This window comes from Micromonospora sp. LOL_013, from assembly GCF_048060315.1.
In the GTDB taxonomy this organism is placed as follows: domain Bacteria; phylum Actinomycetota; class Actinomycetes; order Mycobacteriales; family Micromonosporaceae; genus Micromonospora_E.
The window spans coordinates 139,024-158,400 of sequence record NZ_JBHMIQ010000007.1 but is presented as its reverse complement, the minus strand read 5'-3'; the positions used below and the strand labels follow the sequence as shown (position 1 = coordinate 158,400).

The window sequence follows — 19,377 nt, the reverse complement described above, 5'->3', positions numbered from 1 at the left end:
GATCGAAGTTTTCAACGATCTGGTCAAGAACGCAGTGTCGCCATGATCACTTGATCCCGCCCTGCACTCTGATTCCGGGCGTCGCTCCTTGGCTGCCTGAATAGGTGTCGCGCACAACATTCTATCGGAATGGTGAAAAGGTAGCGAATCCATTTGGCTAGCGAATTGGCTCGCTATGCGGAACTTCCTGTTGTGTTGGATGGTAAGTTTCGACCGTGGCGATATAGCGTCAGTCATTCTGAGTTGGAGATTAGAGGAGAGGGTAGTGGTGTAACGACGCGCGCACTCTTCTCTGGTGTAGTGGGGGTGAAACTAAAGTCAGTGTACTCGTCGTTGACCCTGAGTTGTGCCAATAATGATGATCGACAAATTATCCTAGATTTTTTGAGGATCGATGATCGTGCCGGTAGTGTAATTCCGGTGCTCTTGTCGTCCGACCTTGGAGAAGGCTTCGTTGCCTGTCTGTCATTTGTTGTCCGAATGCATCGTTCGAGTGAATCATCTGGCTTGGAAGTTCCAGGTGGAGAAAGTGAGCTCATTGTTGCTGGTTGAGGTCAGGATGTGGACATTGGTTGGTCTGTCTGGTCGCCTTGGTTAAGACCGCAGACTGTCGTTGCTGCCTCGTCGCGGGATGATTCTATTCGCTTGTGGGCGTTTGGGCTGTCCGTGGAAATTTGGGTAGTGCGATGGCTCTCGTGCCGCTGTATGCGGAAGATGCAAGTCGATTAGCTCTGGTGCCACGCATTGACAACGATCATCGTTGTGTGAAAGCATGGTTATCGCGCGTATTCAGTGCCTGGCAAGGGGGAGTAGTAGATGACAGTGGATAATCGTGGATCCGTGCGCGGGCTGCGGCGGGTGGCAGTGCTGATCGCGTTGGTGCTCGGCGTACACACCGTGGCCGCCGCTCCGGCGGTGGCCGGACCGACCGGGCACGAAACTGCGACGTCGAGCAACGTCGTCGCGCCGATCGCGCCGGACATCGACTCGCCGGAGTACCTGCCGCTCGACGCCGACGAACACACCAGCGCCTGCGCCGAGGACAACCAGCACCGTGGGTCGATCGGTGTGTACGGCACCTTCACCTTCCACTCGCCGTCCCCCCAGGTCGTCAAGTACCTGTACGGCTTCAACACCAACCCCTTGCCGGACAACGTCCTAGTGCCCGCGAGCATCGGTGCGCCGGTGTCGCTGCGCTGGATGCCGGTGCAGGACGGGACGACCTCAGTCACCGTGCAGGCGGTCGACGCCGACGGAGGACGTTCGCCGATCGCATACTGCCTTTTCTCCGTACCGACCCGGCTCGCTGCTGGCGAGTGGCCGCTCGACGACGCGGCCGGTGCCACGTCGGCGGCGGACGCGCGCGGCAACCACCCGGCGGCCGCCGGCAGCGGCGTCACGTTCGGCGTTCCTGGGTCGGAGTGCGCTGACCTGGGCGCGCAGTGCCAACTCGGCCGGGCGGCCCGACTCACCGGCGACGCGGCTACCAGCTACCTGGCTACCAGCACTTCCGGCCTGATCGACACGTCGACCGGGTTCGGTGCCAGCGCCTGGGTGCGGTTGACCGACGACTCGGTCGACCGGGTCGCGGTCAGCCAGGACGGCATCGACGCGCCCGGCTTCACCCTCAGCTTCGACGCGGACAGTGGCCGTTGGGCGTTCGAGATCGCCGCATCGGACTCGCCTTCACCGGCTGTGTGGTCGGTGACCAGCACCGCGCCGGTCATGCTCGGCGAGTGGACCCACCTGGCGGCCGCGTACGACCCGGAGCTGACCACGATGACCCTGTACGTCCACGGCGACGAACAGCCGGTGGCGCTGCGTCAGTCGGTGTGGGCGTCGCAGGGTGCGGTGCAGATCGGTCGCGCGGTCAGCGGCAGCGGCTACACCGAGGGCTGGGCCGGAGACCTCGCCGACGTCGCGGTCTTCGACCGCGTACTGGTGTCGCACGAGGTGCGAGACCTGTCGGCTCGGCCGCCGACCTCGTTCGGCTACTGGCCGCTGGACGAGGCCACCAACGGCAACAGCCCGGAGTACGGCGGCGGTGCGGACCTGCGGTTGCACGGCGATTCGCACCTGTACGCCCCGGATATGGACGAGGACCCGTTCGCTGAGCCGCCGCTGGTAGCTGATGGGCATCTGGTGCTCGACGGCGTCGACGACTGGGCGCAGACCGACGGACCGATCGCGGTTACCGACCGCAGCTTCACCGTCGGCGTACGGGTGCGGTTGCCGGGCCCGACCTGCGGAGACACCGACCAGGCGGTGCTGTCCCAGGCCGGCGTCACCGCCAGTGGCTTCGTCATCCGCTGCAACGCCGCGTCGAATCGCTGGGAGCTGGTCCTGCCACACCAGGACACCACCGACCCGGCGTCGACGGTCATACAGGACAACTTGACGTACCCGGAATGGGATTACTTCGGCCAGCACCTGGCGGTGGTCTACGACTCGGCGCGCCAGGAGGTGAGACTCTACGTCGACGGCTACCTTTCTGCGACCGGCACTGCCGCGTACACGGCCGGCTGGCGGGCGGACGGCGGCCTGCAGGTGGGCCGGGCGTTGCACAACGGGAGCTTCGGCCAGTACCTCACCGGCGTCGTCGACGAGGTCCGGGTGTACGCGGGAGCCGCCGACGAGACCATGATCGCCCGGATGTCAGGAATGGCGGGTGGCCCGATCGGGTGACCGTTCGTTGAGCGTGGCCTGCGTGCCGGCACAGGGTGCGCAGGCCGCCGCGTTCAGCGTAGGCAGGAGTCGTCGGGGTCGATGGTGGTGGTGATCCGGCGGCCGATGTCGCGTAGTTGTCGGCATTGGCCCTTGGTCATCGGGTCGAAGACGAGCCGGCGCACCTCGGCGACGTGTCCAGGTGCCGTCTCGACCAGCTTGTCCCAGCCGGCGTCGGTCAGCGTGGCAAGCGTGTAGCGGCCGTCGGTCGGGTCCGGCGCGCGGCTGACCCAACCCCGTTTCTCCAGCCGGGTGACGACCTGTGACAGCCGCGACAACGACCCGTCGGCGATCATGGCGAGCCGGCTCATCCGCATGGTGCGCTCGGGCGTCTCGGACAGTGCGGCCATGACCTGGTACTCGAAGTGGCTGATCCCGGCGTCGCGCTGCAGCTGCCGGTCGAGCGCCGCCGGCAGCCTGGTCAGCACGCTGACGAGGGCGAACCAGGTCTCCAGCTCGTCCTCGTCAAGCCAGTGCGGCTGCTCGGTCGGGGTGGCCATGTTGTCGAGTCTAGCTTCAAGCGTCAAGTGATCACGAGAGCTGCGTCACTTGACGCTTGAAGTCATCGCGGACTAGCCTCGCTTCAAGCTTAAAGCGATCCGACATCGGAGACAGATATGAACATCGTTCTTTGGGTGCTCGCCGGACTGCTCGCCGCAGCGTTCCTCGGCGCGGGGCTGATGAAGGTCAGCCAGCCGAGAGAGAAGCTCGTCGAGAAGGGCATGGGCTTCGCCGCCGACTTCCCCATGGGCCTGGTACGGACCATCGGCGCGCTGGAGATCCTTGCCGCGATCGGCCTGATCCTGCCCGGAGCCACCGGCATCGCCCCGATCTTCGTACCGCTGGCCGCCCTCGGTCTGGTCCTGATGATGATCGGCGCCGCGATCGTGCACGCCCAGCGCAAGGAGTACCCGGCGATCGTTCCCAACCTGGCACTCCTGGCGATGGCCGCCGTCGTCGCCTGGGGCCGATTCGGCCCGTACGCCTTCTGACGCCCGTACGCCTTCTGACCATTCACCACCTCCTGGGGAGACCTGACCATGCCTGAGCTGTTCGAGCCGGTGATCATCGGCAAGTGGAACCTGCCCAACCGGGTGTTCATGGCACCCATGACCCGCAACCGGGCGCAGCCCGACGGGGTACCCAACGAGCACGCCGCCACCTACTACCAGCAGCGGGCCACCGCGGGCCTGATCATCACCGAGGGGGTGCAGCCGAGCGCCGTCGGGCAGGGCTACCCGAACACCCCCGGCCTGCACACGCCCGCGCAGGTCGACGGCTGGCGGCGGATCGCCGAGGCGGTGCACGCCGCCGACGGCCGGATCGTCGCCCAGCTGATGCACGCCGGTCGGATCGCCCACCCGGACAACAAGCACGGGCAGGAGACCGTCGCGCCGAGCGCCGTCACCGCCGACGGCACGATGATCACGGCCACCGGCATGCAGCCGTACCCGACGCCGCGCGCCCTGACCACCGACGAGCTGCCGCAGGTGGTCGACGAGTTCCGGCAGGCGGCGCGTTCGGCCGTCGACGCCGGCCTCGACGGCGTCGAGCTGCACGGCGCCAACGGCTACCTGCTGCACCAGTTTCTCGCCCCGCCGACCAATCAGCGCACCGACGGGTACGGCGGTTCGCCGGCCGCCCGTGCCCGGTTCGTCGCCGAGACGGTCACCGCCGTCGCCCAGGAGATCGGCCCGGAACGGGTCGGGCTGCGGCTCTCCCCGGCCAACGGCGCCAACGGGCTGGTCGAGGACGATCCGGCCGAGACCGCCGCCACCTACCGGGGGCTGGTCGACGCGATCGCCCCGCTCGGCCTGGCCTTCCTGCACCTGTCGATCGACCCGGCCGATCCGCTGCTCGCGGACCTGTCGGCCCGGTTCGGCGGCCCGGTCGTGGTCAACACCGGGTTCGCGTCGGTCACCGACCGGGAAACCGCGCAGACCCTGGTACGTAGCGGCAAGGCGACCGCGGTCGCGGTCGGTCGACCGTTCATCGCCAACCCCGACCTGGTACGCCGCTGGCGTGAGCAGGCTCCGCTCAACGAGGTCGACCAGGCGACGGTGTACGGCGGTGACGCCCACGGCTACACCGACTACCCGTCCTTGGACGGTGCCGGCACTCCGGCCAGCGCCGGATAGGCGGCCCGGCGGTACCGCCGGCTCAGCGGGCTGAGCCGTTTCGTCAGTCGGGTGGGCCGACGGTGACCGTTGCTGTGGCCGGCAGACACGAGCCGGTGTCGGCCGTCGCCCTGACTTGGGCTACGGCTCCGGCGCTGCCGGGTGCGGCGGTGATGGTGACCGGGTGTTCCGTGCTGCCGGGCCGGGTGACCGTCGGGGTGACGCTGACTCCGGGGTCGCCGGTCACCGTCAGATGCAGCGCCGGGGCGGCAGCGCAGACGGTCACGAACGTCATGGTCGCTGAGCCACCGGCCGACACCTCCACCTGCGACGGACAGGCGATCACCATCAGCGCCGGTGGCGGCGCGGCCTGGCTGAAGGTGATCGTCGCCGAGTCGGCGGTGTCCGCCGGTGAGGCGGTGACGACCCGAGCGAAGGCGGTGTGCCGTGGGAAGCCGTCACTGGTGTCGCCGTCGCGCAGCGCCGGGTGGTCGGGTGGAACGTCGATGCCGTACGGGGCCGTCGTGTTGCTGCCGACGAGCTGGTCGTTGATGTGGAACTCGACCCGTTCGATCGTCCCGGTCTTGGTGCTGGCGTCGGCGGTCATCCGGATGGCGCAGACTGACACCAGGTAGCTGTTGTCGACCGGGCTGGTCAGCGTCACCTCGGGTGCCGGCCCCGGCCCGGGTTGGTTGCCGTCGCACGGGTCGCCGTTGATGGTGCAGCCCGGATCCTGCGGTCGGTCGCCGGTCCAGGCGCCGACGTATCCGATCTCGACCGATCTGCCGGCGGCGATGATGTTGTTCCACGTCGTCGGAGTGGCGGTGAGGGTTTCGCCGTCCAGGGTCCAGTTGGCGTTCCAGCCCTGCTGGACCGTTTCGCCGGCCGGCAGCGTCAGGACCAGTTTCCAGCCGGTGACCGCCGTGGCGCAGGTGTTGGTGATGGTGATGTCGCGGAAGACGCCACCGCTGTCCGGGCCGTTGTTCCAGTAGCTGCTCTCGATTGTCACCGTCAGGCATCTGGCACTGGTGGCGGCCCCGGCGGTCGTGCCGGCCGCGTGTGCCGGGGCGCTGGCCGCCGTCGTACCGCTGGTGGCGAGAAGCATCGCGGCGGCGACGCCGGCCGTGGCCCGCCACCACGAGGTCCGCCACCACGAGGTCCGTCGGCGGCTGCGGGGCACTTCATCGGTACGGTGACGCGTCGGTGGGGTGGACGACAACGACATGGGGGCTGGTCTCCTTTGATCCCAGGAACCCGTGCCGACCTAGCTGGGCCGGCAGGACGGACGGTCCCACAGTTGTCCGCCGGCCCAGGCCACTGTAGGCGCCCTCATCGTTACATCAGTGACTGTCACTGTACAACGGGTGTGACGACGCGCTGGGTATGGCCGCCCGGTGCCTGCTCCGAGCGTCGGGAACGTGGCTTACGCGGTATTTGCTCCCTATCTGACGGGACTCCACGTCACTGACCGTCAACGGTGCAGAGTGGTGCCCACTCCGCTGTGGTGCCCACTCCGCTTATGTCGAGGTGAGGCTGACGCACGTCAAACCGCGGAATGACGTGCGTCAGCCTCACCTCGACGCGAAGGTCCGATGTTGACCGCCCGTCCTGGCATTGGTGGTCACTGAGAGTGAAAGTAAAGCCGGGTAGGTAAGCCTGAGTTCGGCGTGCGGGTCTGACGAGGGCGGCGGTCTCGGTCGTAGTCCGAGCGCGGTGATCGGAAGCGCCTGATGTTGGATCAGGGCTGGCTCCCGTAGGACTCTTCCACTCGCAGCTGAGCGTCGAGGCCGTGCTCCTCGGCGTACGCGATGGCCCGCGCAAAGACTGCTTCCAGCTCGTCCATGCCGATTTTGGCTGGGTCGAGAAGGTACTGGATGACCTCCATCACCGACTCCGCCGCCACATCCGGCGGAATCTCCTCCCGGCGCTTTGCGTCCACCACGGAGGTGATCGTCCCCTCGGTCGCCCGCGCATCGACCGACGTGCTTGCAGGAAGGGCGGCGCGAAGCTCCGCGACGAAGCGGATGATCTCGCCGCGGCTGGCACCCTCCGGGTACTGCCGTTGCACGGCGAGGACGAACAAGGAGGTGAAGAGTGCTGCCACCCCGAGCTGGTCCTCGGGCGGAACATCTTCCTGGGCGGTCGGCCCGTCTGTGTCGTCGTCGAGGGCGAGCAACGCCCGTACCAGGGCAACCGCCCCTGGACTAATCTTCTTCACTCCACTCCTCCGCGAGCTGGTCGACCTCAGCGAGGAAGCGGTTCAACTTGTCTGCTGGTGCGTCCGAGAGTAGATGCCACAGCACGACGAGTTCGGTTTCAAGTAGTGCGCCCTGCTCAGCACCCTCAACGTCGCCGGTCTCGCCGGTCAGGGCCGAGATCAGCATTTTCTCGGCCAGCTCCGGATCAAGATTCAGCGTGGTGTCCGCGAACTTGCTGCGAACCTCGGCGACCAGGCGAATAATCTCGCCCCTGGTTGTCCTGTCCCCGAGCCGCTCGCGTGCAGCGAGGAAAAACGCTGCTCCGAGCACAAGCCCGAGCTCCTGCCACCCTGCTTCGTCAAGCTGCCGGCAGCGCTCCCGATAGGCAGCTGGGTCGCCGTGGGTGAGCTCCCGGAGGAGTTCCAGGTACGGCTCGCGGTCAGTCGTCAATGTTCCGCCTCCGAGACTTCCTATCGTCGAGCTTTTTCAGGATAAGGGCAAGCGTTGCCGCGAGTACAATTGCGGCGGACTCGGCGGATTCAGCGTAACCGGGGCTTTGGTTGGAGGGCCCGGGGGTCGAGGGATGTTGCACCGTAGATGTGGTTCCCTTCGGTCCAAGCTGGGTTATCGCATCCGTTATCTTTCCGGTCACGTCGCCGGCGGTCTCGGCATTCTCAACACTCTTCTTGGCGATTCGTCGGTGCCAGCTCTTCGGGCGTGCGGTGCTGGCGACGATCTCCTCGCCGGAGGGCAGGCTGGTATCCGGGTTGGCCCGGCCGACGGGCATCGAGCCGGGCATGATGTGGTTGCCGTACCTGGAGAACGCCTCTGCCGACTTGGCGAGCAGGTTGCCGAGTCGGCCGGCCTTGGCCGCCGCGATCGCGGCATCGTCGACGGCACCCCGCGTCTCACTGTGGTCGGACCCGGCGCCGGCTTCGTCGAGGTGCCGGTGCGCCTGGGCCAGGTCCGCTTGGGCGCGAGTAGCTCCGGCTGCGGCCTGGTCCAGTCGCTCGACGGCGGTACGGAGCTGGGCGACCACGTCGGCCAGGGTCACCCGAGTTTTCTCCGGTACACCCGGGCGTGCTCGACACACGCATCGATCCGACGGATGGTCAGCTCAACCTCCTTGATCGCAGCCTTGAAGTGCTCCCGGCCTTCGTTGACGCAGTCGTGCTGGCTGTCGTGCACGGTGCGCAGCGCCAGGTCACCCGCTTCTGCCGCGACTTCCGCAAGCTGCTCGATGAGCTTCCTGGCCTCCTCGGCGGCTTCGATGGCCAGCCCGATACGCACCTTGACATCGTTGACCGACATGTAGGCATCCGTCCAGACGGGGGCGACGCAATCCGCGACGTGCTGCGCCTTCCGGTGATGTGGAGGCTACCGTCTGTCCGCTACGGGGACGGTCTACTGGTAGACACAGTGGATCAGTGGCGGTGCATGGTCGGCTGCTTGGTGAGATGTCTGGACTGCGGCATATGTGTGCCGCGTTGCCGGGACGCTCTTCGCCGACGGTGACGGGCGGTCGGTCGTTGTCCACTCCGCTCGCCGCGAGTTGAAGCTGATGTACGTCAACCCGGCGGGACAACGTGCGTCAGCTTCAGCTCGAGACCTAGGGGGTGGTATTTGGCCGTCCGTGTCGGCGTTGGTGGTCACTGAGGGCGAGAGTGGAGTCGGGTGGGCGAGTCTGACCAGGGCGGTTCGCCCTGGCCGGGGTCGGCGTCGGGCTAGCCGGTCGAGTGGTCGGCAACGTAGGTGCCTCGTCCCTGCTGACCGATGATCAGGTCACGTTCGTGGAGCAGCGACAGCGCTCGGTAGGCGGTGCCCTTGCTGACGCCGTATTTGTCGGCGAGCTCGGCAGTGGATGGGAGTTTGTCTCCGGGCGCGAGCGCACCGGACTTGATCATCTCGGTGATGTCGGCGGCCATGCGCCGGAACGGTGGTTGGGCTGTAGGCATGTGAGGTGTCTCCAGTTGGTTCGGCACCTCCGATCATGCCGGACTTACTTTAGTTACTGCAATAGCTCGGCAAGCTCCAACAAGTCAGGGGTAGACCTGGCCTAGTTACTAAGGTAAGTTGAGCCGTGGTCGTCTCCGGTTGGTTCGGCAAAACGGATCGGGTGGCGGCTGAGCAGGTGGTATCGCCTCGCCGGGTGGCCGGCAGGCGTGGACGGTTGACTAGTCAGGGAGGGGGTGTGCGTATGTGCCGGCTACCCGGGACGGCTTGACGGCCGGGCTTCGTGCTCCAGGGCGTGGTGATCGGATGCGCGGGGTCTGACGAGACGGCAGGGGTCGCCGGTGGCCGGCGAGGCCCTACGGCTTGCGCATCCACGTCGCCGGATCGGTGGCGAAGATGCCCTTGCCTTGGCGGCGGTCGATCACCTCAAGGGCTTCGAGTCGCACGTTCACCAGCTGCATGGTGGACGAGCTGACCGTGTACATCTTGCAGAACTCGGCGATCGACGGCAGCTTGCTGCCGGGCGCGTACTTTCCTGTGCGGATGTCGGCCATGATCTTGTCGGCTACCCGCAGGTAGTCAGGCTTGGCAGGCATGACGCTCCTGCTTGTCGAGGGCTCCTCGCGTGGCGACTCCAATTTGATCACAAGGAACGTGTATGAACAATGGGACTTAAGTTACTTGGCTTCCTCATTCAAGTTGCTCCCACCAGCGCTCCTCGCGTGGCAACGATGGGGTGTTCGTGCACTGGTCGGGGCGGGGTGGTGGCGCGCGGCCTGCCCGCCCCGACCGCCCTACCCGAGCGAATCCCCGCGAAACCCGTAAGCCCGTGAGCAGCAGAGATCCAGCATGAGCCGCTCCGGGGTCGTACTCGCCGAACGAGGCTGCGACCGCCGGAGCTGGGGCGACCCGTCGGCTGCGAGTCCTCCCGCTTCGGCCTTCCCGGTCGGCGGGTCGCCCTGTCCAAGCACACAGATGCGCAGCACCAGCACCAGCATCGGGAGCAGATCAGGCACAGCAACAGCGCGGCATCGCGTCGGCGGCATCGGCTGCCGGCGTACTCCTGACCGAAGGGGAACCCCGACGATGCGCAACCTTCTCCACCGGATCTTCAACCGACCAGGCCGGCGAGCAAACCGGGTGGTCGAGCCACCACAGCACCTGCGGCCCCGCAACGCCGGAGTGCCCCGCAACGCCGGAGTGTTCCGCCGGCCGCCGTTGCGGCCCCGGATCCACCCCGGCCAGGTCCGCGACCGCCGGTTCCGCGAAGTGCGGCGCGGCCTCGACCCTGCCGAGGTGTACGCCTTCCTGCACTACGTCGCGGAGGACCTGACCGCCCTGCGCGACGACCTGCGGCGCACCGACGACGAGAACCTGCGGATCAAGCGGGCGCTGCGCGAATGGCAGTCCACCCAGACCCGGATGTACGCATGACCACCGGGCCGCGTACCCAACTGGTGCTGACCGTCGCGAACCTGGACACCGGCGCGGTCGCCTCCACCAGCGTGATGCCCGGCGACATCGAGCCGGAGCCGGCCCTGCACGGCGGCTGGGATATACCACTGTGGCCGGTGCGTGACGAGTTGGCGGCGCAGGTCAAGGTCGACCGGTCGACGCTGCGTGACCTGCGCTACCTGGACCACACCGCTGCCCTGGGAGCCGATCCGGTGCTGACCCTGCCGTCGACCTGGCGGCCGGATCTGCCGGACGCCGAACGGGTCGCCGGGCTCGCGGCGGCGCACGCCGGTCCCGGCCACCCGGCCTGGTCGATCCACTTCGGGCGTACGGTGGCTGAGCAGCCGGTCAGCGTCGACGAGTCGCTGGGCCGGCTGTGCGCGCTGGCCGACCTGCTCTGCCTCGACCTGGTCGTCGAGGCCCGGTGGGGGGTGTTCGCGGCCGATCTCAACTGGGACATCAGGTTCGAGACGCCCGGCGCGGCCGTGCCCCGTGACCAGCGCGGGTACGCCGCGAGCCTGCCCGCTGCCGTCGACGGTACCGCCGTGGCGGACGCGTTGGCCGGGCTGGCCGAGCGGTCGTTGACCGCACCGGCGCACTTCCTGCTGCCGGCGCTGCGGTCGGCGGCGCCGCCCGACGAGATCGACGTCGATCGGCTGGAGCGCCGCATCGTCCAGGACTGCGGTACGCCGCCGCCGGCACCGGCCAGCGCGGGGGAGTGGACCGCCGGGGCGCAGGCCATCTGGCGGGACCGCCGCTGGCATCACACGTCGCTGTGCCGAATCCCAGGCCCCCGGCCGGCGATCCCCGAACGGGCACCGGTGCTGCGCCGGACCTGGCAGCCGCCGCTGCCGCCGTGGCTCGGCGAGCCGATCCCCAGCGAGCCGTGCCCGGACTGTCACGCCACCGGCTGGCGGCACCCGGTGCTGACCTGTCGGCGGTGCGGTGGCCACGGCCGGCAGTTCGACGCTGCCGTCGTCACCGTCACCAATCTTCGGGACCGGGCGACGCACGTCGAGTGGCGGCCGAGCCGCACCACGAGCCCGGCCACCGGTGCGCCCGTCATCGCAACGGGTGGGCTGCCGGTGGCGCGGCTGCCGGAACGGTTCCGGCTGGGCCGGCTGGCCGGGGTGTTCGGCGTACGGCCGGTGGACCTGCTCGACCTGACCGGCGAGCGGGTGGTCCCGCAGGAGCTGCGCGACGGGGTGGTGCCGGTGCTCGGCGACGGGCCGGACCCGATCCGGCGGTACCTGCGGGCTGCCGCCGCCGGTCGACCCGGCGCCCGCCTGCTGGTGCACGCCACCGACTGGGCCGAACTACCGGCGTTCGACGCGTTCGCTGCGCTGGTGGTCGGGCTCGGTCTGGCGCTGCGGGTGACCGCGCGGGACATGCGGCCGTACGTCGACGATCCGATGGTGGTGCACGACCTGCTCTGGGGCGTCGAGGCGTTGCCGGTGACCAGCACTGCGGCCGGCGGGACGAACCCGGCCGGTGGGAAGGGGCCGGTGGATGAGCTGGAGCCGGTGGATGAGCTGGAGCCGGTGGACGAGCCGTTGAGCCGCAGCGTGCCGCAGGCGATCGGCTGCTGCCTGCACTACCTGGAGTTGGCGGTGGTCGAATCGCTGCCGGCCGACCCGGCGCAGCCGATCCCGGTGCCGCAGCAGTTGGCGCCGCCGGCCGTGCCGGACATCGTCGGGCAGCTCACCGAGCTGGCCACCGCGCACGCCGGGCAGGTGGTGGCCGCGCATCTGGACCAGGCCGGCTGCCGATTCTGGGTCGCCCCGAGCCGCTGACGCTGATGCCACAGGTGCATCAAGATGCACCTGTGGCATCAAGCTGTAACTCGTGTCTGCCCCGGGGAGGGTCCGGAGTAGGCGGTTCAGGCGGATTTGCGGTCAGCGGTCTTCTTCGCGGCGGTCTTGCGGGCACCTGACTTCTGCGTACCGCCGGTTTTCTGACCGGTGCTCTTCGCGGCGGCCTTGCGGGCGTCGGTCTTCTTCTCCGGCTGGGCCTTCTTGGCGGTGGTCTTCTTCTGGTCGGCGGTCGCCGACTTTTTCGCCGGGGCCGTCTTCCTGGCTGGGGCCGCCTTCTTCGCCGCCGGCGCGGCGGCGGCGGCCTTGGCCGACTTGGCCGAGGTGATCGGGGTCGGCTCGGCGGGCTCCCGGTCCTTGCCAGCAGCCTCGTCCGAAGCTTCGCCAGCGGCTTCCCCGCGCGCCACCCGGGCCCGCTCGACCGAGGCGCGCAGCGCGGCCATCAGGTCGACCGCGGCGGCCGGTGCCTCCTCTTCCTCCTCGGGGGCGACGATCTCCCGGCCCTCCACCTTGGCGTCGATGACCTCCTGCAGCGCCGCCCGGTAGTCGTCGGTGTACTCGTCCGGGGCGAACTCGCCGGCCATCGAGTCGATCAGCGAGGCGGCCATCGCCAGCTCCGGCGGGCGGACCTGGATGTCGTCGTCGAGGAAGCCGAACGACGCCTGGCGGATCTCGTCCGGCCAGAGCATCGTGTTGAGTACCAGCACGTTGTCGCGTACCCGCAAGGTGGCGAGCTGTTCACGTTGCCGGATCGCGACCTTGACGATCGCCACCCGGTCCGAGTCGGCCAGGGCGTCGCGCAGCAGCACGTACGGCTTTGTCGCGGTGCCTTCCGGCTCCAGGAAGTAGGCCTTGTTGTAGAGCATCGGGTCGACCTGGTCGGCCGGCACGAACTCCAGTACGTCGATCGCCCGGGAGGTGCTCAACGGCAGGTCGGCGAAGTCCTCGTCGGTGAGAATCACCATCTCGCCGCCGCCGAGGTCGTAGCCCTTGGCGATATCGTCGTAGCTGACCTCCTCGCCGTCGACCGAGCAGACCCGCTTGTACCGGATACGCCCGCCGTCCTCCCGGTGCACCTGGTGGAACCGGATGTCCTTCTCCTCGGTAGCGGAGTACAGGCGTACCCCGATCGACACGAGGCCGAACGACACCGCGCCTTTCCAGATCGCGCGCATGGCTGATCCCTTCGCCACCACCGGCGGCCGCCGACCTGTCCCGCCCTTCCCCAAGGTCAAGATCACCAGGTCGGCCCGGTGTTGATCCAGGATCGCATCCGACAGAACTCAGCGCGACCACTTCGTTGCTGGTTTTACAGTGACAGGATGCCGGGTGGACCGCTGCGGCCGATGCTCGCGACGACCGGGGAGCTGCCCACAGGCCCCGGCTGGTGGTACGAGTTCAAATGGGACGGCGTGCGCGCTCTGGCCGATATCTCCGCCGGCGGGCAGCGGCTGTACGCCCGGTCCGGCGCCGAGATCACCGTCGCCTACCCGGAGCTGTCCGGGCTGCCCCGCGCCCTGGACGACGCCCTGCTCGACGGGGAGATGGTGCTGCTCGACGCCGCCGGCCGACCGTCGTTCACCCTGCTCGCCGAACGGATGCACGTACGGGACCCGGCGCGGGCGGCCCGACTGGCCGCCGGTGCGCCGGCCACGTACATGATCTTCGACCTGCTGCGGCTGCGCGGAGCCGACCTGACCGGCTGGCCGTACCACGACCGGCGGCACGCCCTCGAAGCGCTCGGGCTGGCCGGGCCGGCGTGGGCGGTACCGCCCAGCTTCACCGACGGGCCGGCGACCCGGGCCGCCGCCGCCGAGCACGGGCTGGAAGGCGTGGTCGCCAAGCGACGCGACGCGATCTACCGGCCGGGTGCCCGCAGCCCCGACTGGGTCAAGGTCAAAATCGAGCTGACCCGGGACTTCGTCGTCGGTGGCTGGCGTCCCGGTGCCCGCCGGATCGGTGGGCTGCTGGTCGGCGTACCGGTGCGGGACGCGGCCGGCGTGGCGACCGGCGCACTGCGGCTCACCGGCCGGGTCGGCGGCGGGATCGGCTCGGCTGCCGAGCGGGCCCTGCTGGCCGCGTTGGAGCCGCTGCGCACCGACGTGTCGCCGTTCGACGCTGCGCTGCCCCGGGAGGACGCCCGCGGCGCGATCTGGGTACGCCCAGAGGTGGTGATCGAAGTACGGTACGGCCAGCAGACCCCGGACGGGCGGCTGCGGTTCCCCCGGTTCCTGCGGATCCGCCCGGACGTGCCGGCCACCGACGTCACCGAGGAGGACGCCGATGCGGGCTGACCGCGGTCGTGGCGCGGGCGAGGGCCGGATCCGGGTGGACGTGGCCGGCCGGTCGCTGGAGCTGTCCAACCTGGACAAGGTGCTGTACCCGGCGGCCGGGTTCACCAAGGGCGAGGTGATCGACTACTACACCCGGGTCTCTGGTGCGCTGCTGCCGCACCTCGCCGACCGGGCACTCACCCGGATCCGCTACCCGAACGGCGTCGACGGCCAGTTCTTCTTCGAGAAGAACGCCCCGGCGAGCACGCCGGACTGGGTGCGTACCGAACGGCTGCCCACCCCCGGGTCGTCGCGGGGCCGCGACGAGCTCGACTTCGTGATCGCCGACGACCTGCCCACCCTGGTCTGGCTGGCCAATCTGGCCGCGTTGGAGCTGCACACCCCGCAGTGGCGGGTCGGCGCCGACCCCGACCTGCTGGTCGTCGACCTCGACCCGGGGGCGCCGGCCGGGATCGAGGAGTGCTGCGCGGTCGCGGTGCTGATCCGCGACCGGTTCGCCGACGACGGCATCGCCTGCTTCCCGAAGACCTCCGGCCGCAAGGGTATGCAGCTCGGCGCGCCGGTGTCGGCCGGGCAGCCGGCCGACGTGGTGTCCGGCTACGTGAAGCGGGTCGCCGAGGAGCTGGAACGCCGGTCACCGAAGACGATCACGTCGAAGATGGCCAAGCGGCTGCGCCCCGGCCGGGTCTTCATCGACTGGAGTCAGAACAACGCGGCGAAGACGACGGTGGCGCCGTACTCGCTGCGGGCCGGCCCGGTGCCGGCCGCCTCCGCGCCGCTGACCTGGCCCGAGGTGGAGGCCGCGGCGGCCGGCGAGCCGGGCGTCGTCCGCCGGTTCACCGCCGCCGAGGTGCTGGACCGCCTCGCCGAGTACGGTGACCTGCTCGCCGACCTGCTGACCGTCGGGCCGCCGGTCCCGGACCGCAGCCAAGAGTCAGGGTAGGGCCGGGCCGAGGACGTCGTCGGCGTCGACGATCGTGTACGCGTACCCCTGCTCGGCGAGGAACCGCTGCCGGTGCGCGGCGTACTCGGTGTCGATGGTGTCCCGGGAGACCACGGTGTAGAAGTGCGCCTGCCGGCCGTCGGCCTTGGGCCGCAGCACCCGGCCGAGCCGCTGCGCCTCCTCCTGCCGGGAACCGAAGGTGCCGGACACCTGAATCGCCACCGCCGCCTCCGGCAGGTCGATGGAGAAGTTCCCGACCTTGGAGATGATCAGCGTGGGGATCTCGCCTTGCCGGAACGCGTCGAACAGCCGTTCCCGCTCCTTGTTGGTGGTGGAGCCCTGCACGATCGGCGCGCCGAGGAACTCGCCGAGCTGGTGCAGCTGGTCGATGTACGCCCCGATGACCAGCACCTGCTCGCCGTGGTGCCGGTCGACCAGCGCCTTGACCACCGGCAGTTTGGTACGCGCGGTGGCCGCCGCCCGGTACCGCTCCTCGGTTTCGGTGACCGCGTACCCCATCCGTTCCGCGTCGGTGAGGGTGACCCGCACCTCGACGCATTCGGCCGGGGCGATCCAGCCCTGCGCCTCGATGTCCTTCCACGGCGCGTCGTAGCGTTTCGGCCCGATCAGCGAGAAGACGTCGCCTTCCCGGCCGTCCTCGCGGACCAGGGTGGCGGTCAGGCCGAGCCGGCGGCGGGCCTGCAGGTCGGCGGTGAACCGGAAGATCGGCGCCGGCAGCAGGTGCACCTCGTCGTAGATCACCAGGCCCCAGTCGCGGGCGTTGAACAGGTCGAGGTGGGTGAAGGCGCCCTTGCGGCGCGAGGTCAGCACCTGGTACGTGGCGATGGTGACCGGGCGGATCTCCTTGCGCTCGCCGGAGTACTCGCCGATCTCGTCGGCGGTCAGCGAGGTGCGGGCGACCAGCTCCCGCTTCCACTGCCGGCCGGCGACCGTGTTGGTGACGAGGATCAGGGTGGTCGCCTTGGCCTGGGCCATCGCGGCCGCACCGACCAGCGTTTTGCCGGCGCCGCAGGGCAGCACCACCACGCCGGAGCCGCCGGCCCAGAACTGCTCGACCGCCTCCTGCTGGTAGGACCGCAGCGACCAGCCGGGCTGCCCGTCGACGCCGGCGGTGCCCAGCTCGATCGGGTGCGCCTCGCCGTCGACGTAGCCGGCCAGGTCCTCGGCCGGCCAGCCCAGCTTGAGCAGGCCCTGCTTGAGCCGGCCCCGCTCGGACGGGTGCACCGCCACCGTGTCGTCGTCGATCTTGTCGCCGAACATGCCGGCGAGCTTCTTGCTCTTGGTCACCTCGGTCAGTACGGCCCGGTCGGTGGTCCGCAGCACCAGCCCGTACGCGGGGTCGTTGGCCAGCTGCAGCCGGCCGTACCGGTCCATGGTGTCGGCGACGTCGACCAGCAGCGCGTGCGGCACCGGGTAGCGGGAGTACTTCAGCAGCGCGTCGACGACGCTCTCGGCGTCGTGCCCGGCGGCGCGGGCGTTCCACAGGCCGAGCGGGGTGAGCCGGTACGTGTGCACGTGCTCGGGCGAGCGCTCCAGCTCGGCGAACGGGGCGATCGCCATCCGGCACGCGGTGGCGTCCGGGTGGTCGATCTCCAGCAGCAAGGTCTTGTCCGACTGGACGATCAGTGGTCCGTTGTTCACTGTCGGTATCCCCCTTCTGGCCGACCCACCAGTCTCGCACACGATCGCCCGGCACCGGGCGGCCCCGGTGACCGACGCCACTGTCGGAGTGGCGATGTTGCGGACCGTGTGAATATCGCAACCTCGGCGGCGGCTGCGGCGTCTTACGCCACGACGGCTGTCCCGCTCAGGGCAGCGTCACACTGGCCGGCGCCGACGGATGCGTTCGATCTGCACCGTGACCCGTCCGGGCGGAGAGGCAGCTCGGGTAGCGGCGACGCGGGCGGAGCAACGGGGGCGAGCGGTCCGCACCCGTGCGGCGGCCGGGTGGTGGCCGGGTGGTGGCCACCGGCTGCTGGCGACTCTCCAGCGAGCAGCCGGCGGCCGCCACCGGCGATTAAATCTAAATGCCTCTATGTCTTGAACGCTTCGTCGGTAGCACCTATGCTCCTGCTGTGGGGCTCAGGGCACGCCCCAGCCGCATCCATCGGTCTTGTCGGGAGCCGGCCGGGGTGGTCGTCGGCAGCGTCGCCACCTTCCGAGCCGGGCCTCCGGCGTCGAGCGCTGCGGGCAGGCCTCGTCTACCTCGGTCAAGCGTCCCGGGTCACGCTGCATGACGCGATCTCCCAGCGGTTTCCGGGCACCGCCCAATCCCACTACGACTCCGCTGGATGCTTGCTGACCGGATAGCGGCGTATCGGCATCGGTGCCTGGAAAGAGCTCGATCGGTGGTTCCTCAGCTCTGTCGCCGTCCGACGGTTCGACCTCAGTGGGCCATAGGCGCCGGTCGCGCAGTCAGGAAGGAAAGGTAATGAAAACGGTCAGAAGTGTACGCACGATGGTCGCGTTCGCCGCGACGATCGTGCTTTCCACCGCAATGGCGGTAGCGGTCGCCAACTCGGCCAGCGCGGCGTCGACGCTGGGCGCGGCGGCGGCCGAAAGCGGGCGTTACTTCGGCGCTGCCACGAACTCGTTCATGCTGAACCGCCAACCCCACGCCACGGTCCTCAACCGCGAGTTCAACTCCATCGTCGCCGAGAACGAAATGAAGTGGTATCACACCGAACCGAACCAGAACCAGTTCAACTTCACCGCCGGCGACCAACTCATCGCCCACGCCCGCGCCCGCGGCATGACCGTCCGCGGCCACACCCTCGTCTGGCACTCCCAGCAACCCCAGTGGGCGCGGAACATGTCCGGCACCGCCCTGCGCAACGCCATGATCAACCACATCAACCGGGTCGCCGGCCACTGGCGCGGCCAAATTCACTCCTGGGACGTCGTCAACGAAGCTTTCGCCGACGGCGGCAGCGGTGCCCGCCGCGACTCCAACCTGCAACGCACCGGCAACGACTGGATCGAAGTCGCCTTCCGCACGGCCCGCGCCGCCGACCCGAATGCCAAACTCTGCTACAACGACTACAACACCGACGGCATCAACGCCAAGTCCACCGCCATCTACAACATGGTCCGCGACTTCAAGTCCCGCGGTGTGCCCATCGACTGCGTCGGCCTGCAGTCCCACCTCGGCACCAGCCTCGACCCCACCTACCAGCAGAACATCCAACGCTTCGCCGACCTCGGCGTCGACGTCCAGATCACCGAACTCGACATTCTGCAGGGCTCCAACCAGGCGAACATGTACGGCCAGGTCACCCGCGCCTGCCTCGCCGTCGCCCGGTGCACCGGCATCACCGTCTGGGGCGTGCTCGACCCCGATTCCTGGCGTACCGGCGCCAACCCGCTGCTGTTCGACGGCAACGGCAACAAGAAACCCGCCTACGACGCCGTACTCAACGCCCTCAACGCCGGTGGTAACCCCACGCCGCCGACCAGCGCACCGCCGGCAACCACCGCACCGCCGGCAACCACCGCACCGCCGGCAACCACCGCACCGCCGGCGACCACTCCGCCCCCGCCCGGCGGCGGATGCTCCGCCACCGTCTCGATGAACTCCTGGAACGGCGGATTCGTGGCCACCGTCCGGGTCACCGCCGGACCGGCGTCCATCAACGGTTGGCGGGTGCGGCTCACCGTGCCGTCCGGAGCCAGTGTGACCAACGCGTGGAACGCCGACCGCAGTGGCAACACCGGTGCCGTCGACTTCACCAATGTCAGCTACAACGGCCAGGTCGGTGCCGGGCAGTCCACCGAGTTCGGTTTCCAGGCCAGTGGAAACGGTTCGATTCCGACGCCCGGCTGCACGGCCAGCTGAGCCCGCTGGGCCGGTGAGGGGACCGT

General features: G+C 68.9%; 18 protein-coding genes. 8 read left to right on the top strand and 10 right to left on the bottom strand.

Going from position 1 to position 19,377, the window contains the following annotated elements:
* The first annotated feature begins 816 nt into the window (after positions 1-816).
* Positions 817-2,685 carry a LamG-like jellyroll fold domain-containing protein gene (locus tag ACFHWS_RS07245; protein ID WP_416567861.1) on the top strand — a complete coding sequence of 623 codons (1,869 nt, stop codon included), beginning with the start codon at positions 817-819 and terminating at the stop codon, positions 2,683-2,685.
* A gap of 53 nt (positions 2,686-2,738) precedes the next feature.
* On the opposite strand, the gene ACFHWS_RS07240 is transcribed toward ACFHWS_RS07245, so the two are convergent.
* Positions 2,739-3,224, bottom strand: coding sequence for a MarR family winged helix-turn-helix transcriptional regulator (locus ACFHWS_RS07240; protein WP_416551112.1), 486 nt, complete (start codon positions 3,222-3,224; stop codon positions 2,739-2,741).
* A 117-nt stretch (positions 3,225-3,341) separates the two neighbouring features.
* On the opposite strand from ACFHWS_RS07240, the gene ACFHWS_RS07235 reads away from it, so the two are divergent.
* Complete coding sequence (locus ACFHWS_RS07235) at positions 3,342-3,716, top strand: DoxX family protein (protein WP_416567860.1); 375 nt, start codon at positions 3,342-3,344, stop codon at positions 3,714-3,716.
* Positions 3,717-3,764: 48 nt separating this feature from the next.
* The gene (locus ACFHWS_RS07230; protein WP_416551113.1) at positions 3,765-4,862 is read left to right on the top strand and encodes an alkene reductase; all 1,098 of its coding nucleotides are present in this window, start codon (positions 3,765-3,767) and stop codon (positions 4,860-4,862) included.
* A gap of 43 nt (positions 4,863-4,905) precedes the next feature.
* Here the strand turns inward: ACFHWS_RS07230 and ACFHWS_RS07225 are convergent, their stop codons facing one another.
* The 7 genes from ACFHWS_RS07225 to ACFHWS_RS07195 all read right to left on the bottom strand — a co-directional run bounded on the left by ACFHWS_RS07225 (position 4,906) and on the right by ACFHWS_RS07195 (position 9,588).
* On the bottom strand, positions 4,906-6,066 hold the full coding sequence (locus ACFHWS_RS07225; RefSeq protein ID WP_416551114.1) for a cellulose binding domain-containing protein: 1,161 nt from the start codon (positions 6,064-6,066) through the stop codon (positions 4,906-4,908).
* 513 nt (positions 6,067-6,579) lie between these two features.
* Positions 6,580-7,017 carry a hypothetical protein gene (locus tag ACFHWS_RS07220; RefSeq protein ID WP_416567859.1) on the bottom strand — a complete coding sequence of 146 codons (438 nt, stop codon included), beginning with the start codon at positions 7,015-7,017 and terminating at the stop codon, positions 6,580-6,582.
* A 28-nt stretch (positions 7,018-7,045) separates the two neighbouring features.
* Positions 7,046-7,489, bottom strand: a complete 444-nt coding sequence (locus ACFHWS_RS07215) for a hypothetical protein (protein ID WP_416567858.1) — start codon at positions 7,487-7,489, stop codon at positions 7,046-7,048.
* Positions 7,479-8,093 (bottom strand): hypothetical protein, encoded by a 615-nt coding sequence (locus tag ACFHWS_RS07210; protein WP_416567857.1) that lies wholly within the window; start codon positions 8,091-8,093, stop codon positions 7,479-7,481. Before ACFHWS_RS07210 ends, ACFHWS_RS07215 begins: the two co-directional genes overlap by 11 nt.
* The gene (locus ACFHWS_RS07205; RefSeq protein ID WP_416551116.1) at positions 8,090-8,350 is read right to left on the bottom strand and encodes a hypothetical protein; all 261 of its coding nucleotides are present in this window, start codon (positions 8,348-8,350) and stop codon (positions 8,090-8,092) included. Before ACFHWS_RS07205 ends, ACFHWS_RS07210 begins: the two co-directional genes overlap by 4 nt.
* Before the next feature lie 413 nt (positions 8,351-8,763).
* Positions 8,764-8,964: a GntR family transcriptional regulator gene (locus ACFHWS_RS07200; RefSeq protein WP_416567856.1), complete on the bottom strand. Its 201-nt coding sequence runs from the start codon at positions 8,962-8,964 to the stop codon at positions 8,764-8,766.
* Positions 8,965-9,348: 384 nt separating this feature from the next.
* The gene (locus ACFHWS_RS07195) at positions 9,349-9,588 is read right to left on the bottom strand and encodes a winged helix-turn-helix domain-containing protein (RefSeq protein WP_416551118.1); all 240 of its coding nucleotides are present in this window, start codon (positions 9,586-9,588) and stop codon (positions 9,349-9,351) included.
* A 490-nt stretch (positions 9,589-10,078) separates the two neighbouring features.
* Between ACFHWS_RS07195 and ACFHWS_RS07190 the strand changes: the two genes are divergently transcribed.
* Positions 10,079-10,426, top strand: a complete 348-nt coding sequence (locus ACFHWS_RS07190; protein WP_416551119.1) for a DivIVA domain-containing protein — start codon at positions 10,079-10,081, stop codon at positions 10,424-10,426.
* A complete protein-coding gene (locus tag ACFHWS_RS07185; RefSeq protein WP_416551120.1) occupies positions 10,423-12,240 on the top strand; it encodes a hypothetical protein in 1,818 nt (605 codons plus the stop codon). The genes ACFHWS_RS07190 and ACFHWS_RS07185 overlap by 4 nt, the downstream gene beginning before the upstream one ends.
* 86 nt (positions 12,241-12,326) lie before the next feature.
* Here ACFHWS_RS07185 and ACFHWS_RS07180 read toward each other — a convergent pair whose 3' ends face one another.
* On the bottom strand, positions 12,327-13,433 hold the full coding sequence (locus ACFHWS_RS07180; protein WP_416551121.1) for a Ku protein: 1,107 nt from the start codon (positions 13,431-13,433) through the stop codon (positions 12,327-12,329).
* A gap of 147 nt (positions 13,434-13,580) precedes the next feature.
* Between ACFHWS_RS07180 and ligD (ACFHWS_RS07175) the strand changes: the two genes are divergently transcribed.
* Together ligD (ACFHWS_RS07175) and ligD (ACFHWS_RS07170) are read left to right on the top strand one after the other, a co-directional pair.
* The gene (ligD, locus tag ACFHWS_RS07175; RefSeq protein WP_416551122.1) at positions 13,581-14,552 is read left to right on the top strand and encodes a non-homologous end-joining DNA ligase; all 972 of its coding nucleotides are present in this window, start codon (positions 13,581-13,583) and stop codon (positions 14,550-14,552) included.
* Positions 14,542-15,495, top strand: a complete 954-nt coding sequence (gene ligD, locus ACFHWS_RS07170) for a non-homologous end-joining DNA ligase (RefSeq protein ID WP_416551123.1) — start codon at positions 14,542-14,544, stop codon at positions 15,493-15,495. Before ligD (ACFHWS_RS07175) ends, ligD (ACFHWS_RS07170) begins: the two co-directional genes overlap by 11 nt.
* On the opposite strand, the gene ACFHWS_RS07165 is transcribed toward ligD (ACFHWS_RS07170), so the two are convergent.
* A complete protein-coding gene (locus tag ACFHWS_RS07165) occupies positions 15,487-17,157 on the bottom strand; it encodes a DNA repair helicase XPB (protein WP_416567855.1) in 1,671 nt (556 codons plus the stop codon). The two genes, ligD (ACFHWS_RS07170) and ACFHWS_RS07165, sit on opposite strands and share 9 nt — an antisense overlap.
* A 790-nt stretch (positions 17,158-17,947) precedes the next feature.
* Here ACFHWS_RS07165 and ACFHWS_RS07160 point away from each other — a divergent pair.
* A complete protein-coding gene (locus tag ACFHWS_RS07160) occupies positions 17,948-19,351 on the top strand; it encodes an endo-1,4-beta-xylanase (protein ID WP_416567854.1) in 1,404 nt (467 codons plus the stop codon).
* Positions 19,352-19,377: the final 26 nt, after the last annotated feature.